8 protein-coding genes are annotated in these 13,119 nt (G+C 66.1%); 5 read left to right on the forward strand and 3 right to left on the reverse strand.

The genetic code is table 11. The annotated features are described in order from the left end of the window. Nucleotides 1-187: 187 nt before the first annotated feature. Nucleotides 188-346, reverse strand: coding sequence for a hypothetical protein (locus IE267_RS39125; protein WP_189766553.1), 159 nt, complete (start codon nucleotides 344-346; stop codon nucleotides 188-190). 555 nt (nucleotides 347-901) lie between these two features. Between IE267_RS39125 and IE267_RS39130 the strand changes: the two genes are divergently transcribed. Then, entirely contained in the window at nucleotides 902-3,427 is a 2,526-nt protein-coding gene (locus tag IE267_RS39130) for a DEAD/DEAH box helicase (protein WP_189766554.1), read from the forward strand. A gap of 231 nt (nucleotides 3,428-3,658) precedes the next feature. Further along, nucleotides 3,659-4,180, forward strand: a complete 522-nt coding sequence (locus IE267_RS39135; RefSeq protein ID WP_189766555.1) for a hypothetical protein — start codon at nucleotides 3,659-3,661, stop codon at nucleotides 4,178-4,180. A 533-nt stretch (nucleotides 4,181-4,713) separates the two neighbouring features. On the opposite strand, the gene IE267_RS39140 is transcribed toward IE267_RS39135, so the two are convergent. Both IE267_RS39140 and IE267_RS39145 read right to left on the reverse strand, forming a co-directional pair. After that, nucleotides 4,714-5,259 (reverse strand): hypothetical protein, encoded by a 546-nt coding sequence (locus tag IE267_RS39140; RefSeq protein WP_189766556.1) that lies wholly within the window; start codon nucleotides 5,257-5,259, stop codon nucleotides 4,714-4,716. A gap of 1,021 nt (nucleotides 5,260-6,280) precedes the next feature. Beyond that, a complete protein-coding gene (locus IE267_RS39145; RefSeq protein WP_444545478.1) occupies nucleotides 6,281-9,571 on the reverse strand; it encodes an RHS repeat-associated core domain-containing protein in 3,291 nt (1,096 codons plus the stop codon). A gap of 1,409 nt (nucleotides 9,572-10,980) precedes the next feature. Between IE267_RS39145 and IE267_RS39150 the strand changes: the two genes are divergently transcribed. From IE267_RS39150 to IE267_RS39160, 3 genes are read left to right on the forward strand one after another with little or no spacing between them, the layout of a single operon-like run. Then, nucleotides 10,981-11,436 carry a hypothetical protein gene (locus IE267_RS39150; RefSeq protein ID WP_189766557.1) on the forward strand — a complete coding sequence of 152 codons (456 nt, stop codon included), beginning with the start codon at nucleotides 10,981-10,983 and terminating at the stop codon, nucleotides 11,434-11,436. 53 nt (nucleotides 11,437-11,489) lie between these two features. After that, the gene (locus tag IE267_RS39155) at nucleotides 11,490-12,683 is read left to right on the forward strand and encodes a hypothetical protein (RefSeq protein ID WP_189766558.1); all 1,194 of its coding nucleotides are present in this window, start codon (nucleotides 11,490-11,492) and stop codon (nucleotides 12,681-12,683) included. Further along, a complete protein-coding gene (locus tag IE267_RS39160) occupies nucleotides 12,680-12,889 on the forward strand; it encodes a hypothetical protein (RefSeq protein ID WP_229861687.1) in 210 nt (69 codons plus the stop codon). Before IE267_RS39155 ends, IE267_RS39160 begins: the two co-directional genes overlap by 4 nt. Nucleotides 12,890-13,119: the final 230 nt, after the last annotated feature.

The raw sequence follows: 13,119 nt of genomic DNA on the forward strand, positions 1-13,119 counted from the left end.
TCCTGTTGGTGCCCCGTCCGCTGCGCTTCCGGGGTAGCGGGACTGCGTCCCGCTACCAGGCTTCCGCTTCGCTCCAGCCTGGCCGGCGGGTCCGCTGCGCTCCCCCGCCCCAACGGTCCCTCCGGCTGCGCCTCCAGGACTGTTGGGGCCCGCTGACGCGGGCCAGGCTGGCTACGAGGGGCGGCTCTTACCGTCTCCTTTTGAAGTAACCGTGCTGGTGCAGCTTGTAGATGACTATGGGGGTCAGGACGAGCCACACGGCCAGGAACGCCCATTTGAACCACGGGGGTCCCTCCGGCCTCGCTCCCTGGGCCAGTTCGGTAGCGGCCACGCTGAGTCGAGTCATGCCTCTCGGATGCCCACGCCGCCGGGGCTAACTCGTTTTCCGCTTCTTCGCTTTCAGCTGCCGGAGAGTCTTTGCAATCACGCATGGGAAGAAGATCGTGCCGATCCCTGTCCAGGTCAGGGTCCACGCGCTGGGTTGACGGCGCGTCAGTTCAGCTACGAAAACGGTGGGTTCAAGTATAGAGAACGCCCCGAACATCCAGCAACTCACCTTGAGCTGCAGGATTGATTGCTCCCTGCCTAAAGCTCGCTTCACCCGTTCGGCCCACATGCCTGACCACTTCCCCCGGCAGTAAAAATCATTCTAGTGGTTTTTTGGGAGCTCTCGTGCTTCATTTGAGATGCAGGATAGACTCTGGACTCATAGCACCTCTCCCCCAGAGCACTCTGAGAGGTTTCGGGATCCACCGAACTGCCAGACCAGCGACCGGTTAGGTAGGGTCACAAGCTGGCTGATCCTGTCCAACCCTAGGCGTGAACAGGCTCTCTAGGTGCAGGTTTGCTGTCTCTCGCCGCTCCAGCCGACCCGACAACATCCACCAGAAGGTAGACGGATATGTCGACCACCAATCGCGTTGACCAGCGCGAGGCAGCCCAACGAGAAGCCATTGATGCGGTCGTGCGTGCCCTCGAATTGCCTGCAAGATCACTTGTGCCCGAGCGAGGGCTCCGGACGCAGGTGATCATGGCGACCGGGTCCGGGAAGACCCGGGTGGCAGTCCGCAGCGCGGAGGAGCTGCAGGCGGGCCGTGTGCTGGTGCTCGTGCCCTCGCTGGACCTGCTAGCCCAGACCGAGGCCGAGTGGCGCGAGGGAGGCCGCCGGGGGCCGATGATCGGGGTGTCCTCGCTGCGGGGTGAGGAGGTGTCCTTCCCCAACACCACGGACGTGGACGAGCTGGTGGAGTGGACGCGGGGCCTGGACAAGGTCACCGTGTACGCCACGTACGCCTCGCTCGGGCTCGGCACGCTGGAGCGGGCGCACGCCGGGGGCCTCGCGGCCTGGGACCTGATCGTCGTGGACGAGGCCCACAGGGTTTCGGGCCGGATCGGGAAGCCCTGGGCGGTCGTCCACGACAACCTGAAGATCCCGTCCCTGCGCCGCCTCTACATGACGGCCACGCCCCGGCTGTGGCAGCTCGGGGACGAGGACGAGGTCGGCGCCCCAGGCGAGCTGGTCGCGAGCATGGAAGACGACCCCGAGGGCCCCTTCGGCAGCCGCTGCTTCACCCTGACCCTCTCGGAGGCCATCGACCGGGGAATCTGTGCCCCCTACCAGGTCGTCTGCGTGGACGTCACCGACACTCAGCTCCAGGCCGCGCAGCTCCTGGGCGCGGAGGGCCGCTCGGCAGAGGTCCGCGGGGCCCGGCTCGCCGCGCTCCAGACCGCGCTGGTGAAGGCGTCCTCGGAGGAGAACTTCCGGCGCACGCTCGTCTTCCACCACGTGGTGAAGGAGGCCGAGGCGTTCGCGGCCGGCCTCCCGGACGTCGCCGCGCAGCTGCACGCCTCCGACCCGGTGCTGTACCCGAAGACGATCTGGGCGGACTGGCTGTGCGGGGACCACAAGCCGCTCCACCGGCGTCGTCTGCTCGGTGAGTTCGCGGCCGGAGTCGCCACGGACGGCACCGTCGTGGAGAAGTGCTTCCTGTGCTCGGTGAAGGTCCTGGGCGAGGGCGTCGACACCAAGAACTGCGACTCCGTCTACTGGGCCGACGTCCGCGGCTCGATGCCCGACCTGGTCCAGGCCGTCGGCCGGGCGCTGCGGATGCAGCCCGGCGAGGGGAAGATGGCCAGCCTGGTCGTTCCGGTGCTGCTCGGTCCCGGGGAGACGGCGGACAACATGCTGACCAGCCGGGCGTTCGGCGGATTGGCCAAGCTGCTGGAGGCGCTGCGGGCGCACGACGCCAGGATCGTGGAGACCCTCGCGGAGCAGCAGGCACCGAGCCGCTACAAGCCCGTCAGCAAGGACGACAGCGGAAAGAGCATGGGAGGGAGCGGCGAGGGCTCGGGGGGCGTCAGTGCCCCCGCCAAGGCCCTGCTGAAGTTCTCCACGCCGCGCGACCCGGCCGCCCTCGCCGCGTTCATCAACCTGCGGGTCCTCAACCCGGAGCACGAGCACTGGCGGCGCGGCGTGGAGGCGGCCGTGATTTACGCCCGCGAGCACGGTGACCTGCGGGTGCCGTTCACGTTCCGCGTGCCCGGCGCCGTCGACAGCCAGGAGGTAGAAGGCGAGGGGTGGCCGGCCTCGCTCGCCGGGTTCCCGCTGGGGCAGTGGACCGCTGATGCCCGCCGGTTCTACGCCCGCGGCGACATGGACGAGGACCGCGTCGCCCAGCTGGAGAAGCTCGGCATGATCTGGTCGCACTACGACGTCGCCTGGGAGGAAGGTCTCGCGGCGGCGCGCGGGTGGGCATCCGAGGCGGGCCACCTGCTGGCCCCGCTGGACGCCACCTTCCAGGGGTACCGGGTGGGCATCTGGCTGAAGAACGCGCGGGCCGCCGCGAGGAAGGCCACGGAGAACGAGCGGCGGCGCGCGGAGGGTCTGCCGGTCCAGTCGTCGGCCGGGGCGCTGTCGGAGACGCGGCGCGAGCAGCTGGAGGAGATCGACGCCTCCTGGTGCCCGTCGTGGCCGGTGACCTGGCAACGCTGCTTTCACCTGGTCCGGATGCACCTGGACGCGGGCGAGGCTCTGCCCACCGAGGCAGGCGACGTCCTGCGCCAGGGCGAGGACCTGGGGCGGTGGGTGCAGTCGGTCCGGTACGGGTGGGACCAACTCAGCACCGTGCAGCAGTGGATGTGCGAACACATCCTCGGGATCGAGCCCGCCGGCGAGGACGAGAAACCGCAGCGGCCCCGTACGCAGGCCACCAAATGGAACGCCCACCTCGCGGCCGCCCGGCAGTTCTACGAGCGCGAAGGGCACCTCAAGGTCCCGCGCAAGCACGTCGAGACCGTGCTCTCCGAGGACGGCCGGGAAGACCAGTACCGGCTCGGAGCGTGGATCAACAACCAACGAAGCCGAGCCGACGCACTGACCCCGGAACGAATCGAGCAACTCTCCAAGATCGGAATGCGATGGGCGTGATGGAGATCGTCATCACCGCGGCCGTCGCACTCGTGGGCGGCTATCTGCTGGGGCGACTGTGCCCGTGGCAGGGCCTGGGCGACTGGGTGGCCGACCAGGTCCGCTTCACCGGGACGCGGACCAGCTGGCGCGTGATGCGCGCCCCCCGGCCACCGAGGCCCGGGTTCCGACGCCCGTACGCGATCCGGACTGGGTCGCCAACCGCACCCGGACAGGCAAGGGAGGCACCGCGTGAGCACCGAGCAGCACAACGCCGACGCGTACGGCCAGGAGCTGGACCGCATCAGCCACCATCAGCACGAGGCCACCGAGGCGCGGTTCACCGTGTTCCAGGCCCTGGCCGCCGTCGGGATCGGACACGAGCAGGCCGACGACATCGTGTCGCAGCTGGAGGCCGGGGCGGTGGCCGGCGCCCACACCTGGATCTCCGAGAGCAGCGCCCCGCACAAGTCCGAGCCGCGGTTCGAGGACGGCTGGCACGCCGGAGTCCGCGGCGTCGCCACCTATCTGCTGCGCATCGCCGACACCACCGCCCACGCGGGGCGCGGGCGCGCCGCCTCCAGCGCCATGCTGGTCCCTCACCTTCAGCAGCCGCCCTCCCCCGCCCCGGCCGCCCCGGAGGCGACGGCTACGGACGAACCCGCCCCGGCCTCGGTGCCGACGCTGGAGGCGCCCCCTGCTCCGACCGGACCCCGGACCCGCTGTCAGTGCCCGGGGTCTCGCGCTTCGGCAGGGCGGCTGTTCAGCCCCTGACGTCCGCGAGGACCTGCAACGCCGGGTGAACGAGCGAGCCGACCGACTTCCTTACGCCCTACTGCTGGTATTCGCCCACTGGCCGACTCCAGCCAGTAGTTCCGCTTGGATCGACCCAGACAGCCACTTCGTCGACAATCTTAGGGACGGCTGGACGTTGGGTCCCGGGGACCAGAGGTAGCCCGGTAGCGAAGAGTTCTACAAAGGCATCTGGGATCTTGTCGGCCAGAGCGTATAGAATCTCTTGCTTGGTTTGCGCGGAGTTTACCAGAAAACCGATACTCATCCCTGCGTGATCTCGAACCGACACCTCGACATGATTTCCCATTCCTGCGGGTGCGCCTGTAATGGTCAGGTCACCCGCCGGAAATCCCGCTCTCAGGTCGCGCAGAACCCGCTGGGCAAGTTCCCTAACTTCTTCAACATTACCTGAATCCACACAAATCACCCCAGAAGCACATTCGTCCCGAGCGGCCAGTATAGCCACTCGGGACGAGATGTTCCGTTTCAAACGTTAACGGTGCGCCAGCCCGTCAAACCAAGGTGACGACGAAGTCGAAAGTACTGAGAACGTTGCGCGTTCCACCCTTGATCGGGAAGGAATGGTTCACCGAAAGCACATAGTGGCCGGTGCTGACAGTGAAAGAAGAATGCACCAGATACGAGGCGGGAACCCCGATGTGCGTATCCTTGTAGCCGGTCGACTTACCGCCGTACGTCGTGGTAGCAACTTCATTCATAAGCCCAGTGGCCGGCGACGACGTCGCCGAATTAAGCTGATTACTCCAAGCGAAAGTCAACTTATCCGAGCCATACTTGACCTGCCCGGTGAAGCGTGACTCGACACTGTCGCCGACATAGCTGGGGTTCTGTGGTGTGAAGTAGTGGGCAGTAGAGGCAGCCTTCGCAGCCCCCGCCTTGCCGTTGACTATGTCTCGGCTCTCAGAATGCTCGACCATCTTCATCGAGAAGGAGCTGCGTGGCGAATCCGAGGCTTCGGCAGCCGAGGCCGGAATAGCGAAGGCCGTAAATGCCACGCCAGTCAAGGCAGCAGCAATGGCAGTGCGAACTATTTTCACGTGTTCCCCTTGTGAATGCCTTGGTCATTGGCTTCACGTAGAACTTACCAACAGGCGCACCCAGCGCCAACGTGGGGAATATCATGATGAAGCCCGGTTTCCCTGACGTAATCCTGGGAAATACCGGAAGGGCGGCTACCAGCCACGTGGCGGGAAAGGTGCAGCCGGTCGGCGGTAGCGCATAACCACCCCGCAGCCATCGATACGCCAGCGTTGCAGTCGGACTCGAAAAATGCCGCATTTTACACGCGCCGGTGTTAACGGACTTCACCAAATGGGATTTAAAGCCGAAAGTGACATGTTCCGCGCGAGGCGCTCACGGCAGAGCAGCTGGACGCGCCGCGGAAGCTGGGCATGGCGTGGGCGTGACACAGGCCGCGGCCAGTCGTTGGGCCTGACGGTCAAGCGAAGTGCACAGAGGCTCCGGGATGTCATGGCTGATGCCCGGGGTCTCGTGCTGTCTGCGGGCCGGCGGGCAGGTTGGGGCCGGACGCCAGCCCTGCAACACGGGGTGCAACACCGGAACACGAGACGCCATATGCGGATCATCGCCCCAGGTCAGGAGTGAAACGCGAGGCAGCGTTTCAGAGGCGGTGTTGCAGTAACGGACGCCGAGGTGTTGGAGGCCGGTGGGGTCCTGATGGCCGCCGGCGAAGCGATTGGATGGAGAGAGGCACTAGGAGGGCAAACTCCTGCTGGCTGGGTACCAGACCCGCCGCGCACGGGAGGACGGGACCGGCGTGTTCACCGATCGGAGACAGACGGTCCGCCGGGCGAGGTGACTCACCTCGCCCGGCGGACCGTGACGTAGCTCAGGTGGCGGATACCACTGCTGGATGCCCTGAGCAGGGTTGGACAGTTACCTTCCCTTGCGGTTCCGCACCGCAAAAACAATGAAGGCGATCACGACGATTCCGACCAGAAGCCACATAGGTACTCCACCGAGTCCCTTATAGGCCAGTACGGTTGAGGTGGTGTTCGGCTCCACAAATACTCCTTTTCAATGAGGTGAGAGAGGGCATTAGCCGGTGGCGTCGTCGTAGGCGCTTTCAGCTGCCTCACCGACCGCCATACCTCCGACCGCGCAGGGCACAGCGCCAGCACCGCCGGTCAGGTAAGTGCACCCTGCAGTGAAACCCTTGTCGGCTACGAAACTCACCGCCGTCCCCATGGCGCCTTCGTAGTCTCCACTGGACAGCTGACTGGCGAATTCCCCGATGGCGATGATGTCCCCAGCCTCACCGACCTTGTCCATGACGCCGCCAAGGCTCAGGGTGCCCCGCGGGTCGATGCGGTTGACGGGGTCGCCTTCGGCGTAGAGGTAGGGGTTCTTCTCCTGGCCGGAGGGGTCGGGCTGGGTGAAGCGGCCGGTGTTGGGGTCGTAGTAGCGGGCGCCGAGGTGGTAGAGGCCGGTGGGGTCCTGGTGGCCGCCGGCGAACCGGTAGGGCTGCGGGACGGCCTCGGTGGTGGTGCGGGCGACACCGCGCGGGCTGTAGGTGTAGGTGTCGACCTTGGTGCCGGTCTCGTCGGCGAGGCCGATCACCGAACCGAGTGCGTCGGTCAGGTAGTAGTAGGCCTTGCCCCCGGTGGTCATGGAGTTCAGGGTGCCCCCGGGCTCCCGGTTGAATCCGGTGTCGACAGTGCCCGTGGTTTCCGCCGACAGTCCCAACGGGCCGTTGTGGAAGGTGGTTTGGCCGAGCTTGGTGCGTTCGGACTGGTCGGTGGAGGCGTACTGGCCCGTGTAGGTGGTGCCCCCGACGGCGAGCGAGGTCAGTTGGGAGTAGTCGGACCACTTCTCCGCGGTGCGGGTGCCCTCCGGGGTGGACGCGCCGGCGGTCTCGTTGCCGGCCTGGTCGTAGGACCAGTTGGCGGTGGAGCCGTTCTTGCCGGTGATCTGCTGGGCGTCGTTCACGGTGTAGGTGGTGCCGCGGGGGCAGCCGGGGTCGGTGCCCTGGGAGGTGAGGTTGCCGGCGAGGTCGTAGCAGTACTGCCAGGACGAGTTGAGGGTGCTGCCCTTCTCCTCCTTGGCGTAGGAGAAGCGGCCCGCGACGTCGTAGGTGTACGACGTCTTCAGCCCGGCCAGGACATCCGTGGCGGTGCGGATCTTCGTGCCGTCGGTCGCCCCGCCGGTGCCGTAACCGTAGGTGTAAGTGAGATGGGTGAGCGTGCCCTTGGGCGAGGTGGTCTTGATGGTGGTGGGCCGGTTCGACTTGTCGACGTCCACGCTCTGCACCGTGTTGCCCGGATAGGTGGTGCTGGTCCGGGTGTCGTTGGCGTTGTATTCGTAGACGGTCTTCCGGCCCGCCTGGTCCTTGAGTTCAGTGAGGCGGTTGGCCTTGTCCCAGGTGTAGTCGAGGACGCCCGAGGGGTCGGTGTAGGTGTCGACGTTGCCGTTGGCGGTATAGGCCAGGACCGTCTGCGAGCCGTCCTGGAGCGTACGGATCGTCTCACGGGACAGGGCGTCGAACTGGTAGCTCTGGGTGCCGGTGCGGTCGGTGCGCGAGGTCAGGTTGCCGTCGCCGTCGTAGGTGTAGCGGACGGTGTCGTAGCTGCCGGTGTCGACCTTGGTGACCCGGTCCCGGTCGTCGTAGGTGTAGAGCGTGGTGACGCCGCGGCCGTCCTTGGAGTCGGTGACCCGGCCCAGCGCGTCGTAGTGGTAGGTCACCTTCCCGATCTGGGTGGGCGGTGTCACCGAGTCGAGGTTGCCACGGGTGTCGTAGTGGAACGACGTCACCGAGTTCTGCGTGCCGCTCAACTTCGCGGTGGCCTTGCACCGTTGGCCCTGAAAGCCGCCGCAGGACGCGGTCGCCGGGTTGTAGTCGATGGTGGCCGAGCCGCCGCCGGTGCCGCTCTGCGCCACGGAGACCGTGTTCCCCGCCGTGTCGTACCCATAATCCGTCTTGTCGCCATCGGCGGAAGTGGCCGAGGCCGGCACGTCCCGGCCCGCCTTCGTCGACCAGCCCGCCACCGACGAGGTCGCGCCCGTGGGCAGCTTCGCCGAGGTGGGATTGCCCCGCGTGTCCCACCCGTAGGTGGTCACGTTCCCGGTGCCGTTGGTGCCCACGCCCATCGCGTCTGTCGCGGTCTGCGTCAGATGCGCTTTGTACGACTTCGACCGTGAGTGGGTGAAAGCGTCAGTGACCTTGGTGACCTCGCCGTCCTCGTTATGCGCGTACTTCGTCGCGTACGTGAGGGGGTCGGTGACCGTGGTGGTGCCCGCCTGGGAGCGGTATTCGGTGTCGTAGGCGTACGTATACGTAGGCCCATCACTCATGCCGCCGAGCTCGGTGGAGCGGCGCATCGAGGTGACCCGGCTCTGCGCGTCGTAGGTGAACACCGTGGTGCGGGACTCCGGTGTCGTCACCTTGGTCAGGCGTCCGTCCTCGTCGTAGCCGTAGGACGTCGCCTTGCCCGCGGTGTCCCAGGACCGTACGAGGTGGCCGGCGGCGTCGATGTCGTACTTGACGGTCCGGCCGCCGCTGTCCGTCGCGGTCCACAGCGTGGCGCTCGACTTGACCAGATCGATCGTGCGCCCGGAACGGTCCTCGGTGAGCTTGAAGCCGGCTGCCCGCCCGTTGGCGTCCTTGTGTGCGGTGACCGAGATCGTGCCGTTGTTGCGGTCGGTGACCTTCGTCAGCTCACCTTGAGCGCTGTAGGTGTCCTTGGAGCCGGACTTGCGATCGGTGAGGGTGTAGGTGCCGTCGCTGTTCTTCTTCAGATCCTTGGCATAGCCGTCCGGCGTCTTGAACGTGCCGTCGGTGTTCTTCGTAAAGCTGACCGTGGCCCCAGAGGAGTCGTACCAGATCACCTCGTCGGTGAACCACAGGTCCAGGTTGCGCTCGTATCCGGTCCACCAGGGGTCCGCGACCTGGCCGAAGGGGCCGTCGAAGGAGTTATAGGTCCGGGTCAGCCGGAGCGAGTTGCTGACACCGGTGATGTCGAAGTCGGTGGCGGCCAGCATCATGTTGCCGGTCGAGTAGTCGATCCGTCCCACCAGAGAGTCGGTGATGCGGAAGTCGAAGATCTGATGCCACGGCACATCACCTTGCCCGTGCGGCACATACACCTTCACCGACGGCGCAGCGGCGGCACTCTGCTGCCGGCCCGCAAGCCGGGACTTCTGCCCGGCCTCCCACTGACGCCGCTCCGGGCTGGGCGCGGCCTTGCGCTGGTTCTTGGGCGCCTTGTTCTGGCCGACCTTCACCGCGGGCATCGCAGCCCGGGACTTGCTCTTGCCCCATGCCGAACCCTGCGTAGGAACGGGTCCCGCCGCGAACGCCGGCAGGGCGGACGCGCCCAGGCCCAGCACCACGACCGAGGCGATCAGAGAGTTTCTCGCTGTGAACCGCGCATGCCGAAAGGGCACGCCGAACGTACGCGAACGCACGTCTTCCCCCCGCTAGGAAGTCAAAGCCCGGCAGCCCCAACGGCCACCAGGAGCACACACGTTCGCACAGCATCCACACAAAAACAGGGCCGCTTCCCCGAAACTCGAACCTCATCCCCCTGGGAACCAGCCCCTCCCCTTCCCCACCACCAACCCATGCAAAAAACGGATTTAGGAGATCATTCCCTCCCCTGCCGCCGCCAGCACCAGCGCCTACTTAGCCGGACAGGCCCTTCACTCTGACTCAAACGCACCGGCGCCGGAGCGCACTCGCGATCGCGTGCGGACAAGGTGCCCTCGATGAAATACGTGTTGATGCTGGACCACGTCACAGGTGGCTTCCAGAACAGCAGTCCCGCCTCCTGCCACACCCCGTGTGAGCTGCCACTTCCCCGCCGCGATCGTCCCGAACGCCTCCGTGCACACCGACCGATCCCCTGTCCGCGCGGGCCTCGCGTACAAGGCGGGCCATCGGGTCTGCCACCGCGGGTGTGTAGGCGGTCACCAGCGTCTCGCCGGTGTCGTCGACAACCCGCAGGGCCAGCCCGCTCCACGCCCGGCCTGACCGGTGCACATCACGCCGTACGACCGTCTGGCCCGTCTCGAATCCGCGCACTACGGTTCCCTTCTCCGGTCCGCGGCTGCGGTGCCCGGCTGCAGTGTGTGCAGCCACGTCACGGGATCGGTCGTACCGCCGCCCGCTCGTGCGCTCGCTCACTGACCCGCCGGGTGTGGCTCTCTCCGAGCGCCCCACAGCACGACCAGGGACGCCTGCGCCCGGAAGGTGAAGTCGAGCGCGAACAAGGGGGATCGCCTTGTGCCGCTCGATGTCCTCGACCGGCTGCCCAAGGAAGGTCGCCAGCTGGGCGGTGTGCGCGACAGCCAGTCTCGCCTGCCCCACGCCTCAAGTACGCCAAGTACCTGATTCCATCGGTATCCAGCGCATCTTCACGGACCACTCCCCTGACGACGGGCAGGAATGCCGCCGTCTGCACCACGTCACCGACTCTCCACCCCCGGTTCCATTGCTTGCTGAGGCTCGCGCTGTTGCTGGAGTTCGTCTTACGCGATGGCCGGGCCGTAGGGGCCTTCCCACCTCTCGAGCAAGACGTGCTGGGCGGCGGACCACGGGCTCTCGTGCTTGCTGGGCTGCGCCTGCGCCTGGGTGGGCCTGTGCCTGGAGCGGGGCTCCTCGGGCGGTTGTGCTTGTGCACGAGCGGGAGTCCTGGATGCGGCTCGGGGCGGGGACCGGTGGCAGCAGTATCTACTGATGGCCACTTGGTAGTGTCGCCGCGGTGCCATATCGGTCATCCGCTAGGGGAGGCATACAGTTCATGGCAGGGATGAATCCGGCGGAATCGGGCAATGAGGAGCCGGACCGTACCGTCGGCCTGGAGCTGAACCAGGTACCGGCTGACACCAGCGAAGTCACGGCGCCAACGAGCACAGGCGGCGGCTCGAGGGACTTTGCATCGAGTCCCGCTCAGAAAGCTGCGGCGGCCCAGGCGATCCAGCAGCACATCGAGCCCGATACCCGGGCGTCGGGCGGTTGGGCCGACGAGCAGACAGCAGTCGTCGTCAAGGAGTTCACCGCGCGGGACGGCCATGGCTGGCTCACGTCAGCGGCATTGAAGAACGCCCATCAGTCCTGGGGTGGGCAGGTCACCAACTTGATGAACAGGCTCAGCTCGGAGAAGGGCGCACTGTCGAGCACCAACTCTCTGTGGCATAGGACCGATGTGGGCGTTGGTGACCGGGTCGGGCCGCCGTCAGCTCTCGACAAGTACTGAGTCCGCTCCACACGGCATCAGGGGGGAATCTCATGCCGACATACCACGAAGTCATGAGCACCGATCTGGCGACGCTAACCAGCGCGGCCGACCGCTGGGACGGCATGGCCAAGGAGTTCGAGAAACGTGCGAAGGTCTATAAGCGGGATGTGCACGGCATCTCCATGGGCACTTCCTGGCAGGGCCTGACCGCCGATGCGGCGCACCAGCGCTTCGACATCACGCTGCGGGAGTTCCAGTACGCGCAGACCGAGGCGAAAGCGATCGCTTCGCTGCTAAGGGAGGCCCATACAAACTTCGCCGCCCTCAAGGCCAAGCTGATAGCCGCCAGGAACGAAGCCATCGAAGCGAAGATGCAGGTCTCGGACCAGGGCAGTGTCACCTTCGACTATGTGCAGCTGTCCGACGCCGAAAAAACCGCCCTGCACCACGATCCGGACTCCCAACAGAGCATCCACACGGCGGTGGCCTCCTGGCAGGACCGCATCGACCACTTGGTCAAGGCCGTCGGGGACGCGGATGAGGGCCTCGCCACCGCACTGAAGGCCGTCGTCGTCGACGCGAACCGCCTCGACGGAACAATCAGTGGATTTAACGGACAGGCACTCGGCGCCATCGAACCCTACGAGACAGCAGCCAAGAAGGCGGACGCCGAACGAAAGGCAGCAGCCGACCGTAAAGCCAAGGAGCTCGCCCACAAGGCGGGACTCCTGAACGCATTGAGCCGTGGAATCAACGGCGCTTCCCGCGGCTTCTCCCAACCAGGAGGCCTTGGGAGCAAGTTGATGAGTGCCACCGTAGAAGGACTGGCAGACGCCACTGGATACAACAACACCCAAGGCATCAGCCTGAGCGGCTCGCTCGGACTCGGCATCGGTATCGGCGGAGAGATCTCCCTCGTCAACACCCGCACTCCCGACGGCCGTCCCCAGCTCAACCTGATGTACGCCGGCTCCACCACCACCGCGGGATGGGACTTCGGCGCATCCGCCAACGTGGGTGTCGTCAAAAGCAACGCCGACGACATCTCCCAGCTCAAAGGAACGGGCTGGGACAAAAGCGCATCCCTTCACGAAGGTATCGGCCTCTGGGGAAGCCACCAGAACGCCATCGGCACCACCAACTCCAAGGGCGACGACGTCGCCACCTTCGAAGGCGGCCTGGGCCTCGGCCTGGGAACCGAGATCTCCACAGGCTTCAGCCAAGCCGATGGATGGACCCTGTGGGAACAGAAGAAGGAGAAGTGATGTTCTTCGCCGCCATCGGCAGCATCTTCCTCATCGCCGGACTGCTCCTCGCGACGAATATCGCAAGAGCCGCCGAACGCGCCTACCAGATGTACGCACTACTGACGCCACGGGCAGGCACCGCGACCCCTACGACCCTGCGCATCGTCGGCGCCTTCTGGATCCCCCTCGGCGCCTTCTTCCTCACCGTCGGCATCCTCCGATAGCTGCCTCACACTCCCTATCGAGCGAATCTCCAGCCCTCCCAGCGCGTCCCGTAGGACGCGGCTTCACTGACCGAGGTGTCCCCGGCCCTCGCCATACTCAACGCCAGGTTGAGTCCGTCCGCGCCGAACGCAGCCTCGGGACTGAAGCGCAGGCCTAGGCACTGTTTCTCGGATCATGTGCGGAGCCAGATGATGAGGGCTGCGAGGGTGACGGTGCCGAGGTAGATGTG

The organism is Streptomyces xanthochromogenes, assembly GCF_014650455.1.
Lineage (GTDB): Bacteria > Actinomycetota > Actinomycetes > Streptomycetales > Streptomycetaceae > Streptomyces > Streptomyces xanthochromogenes.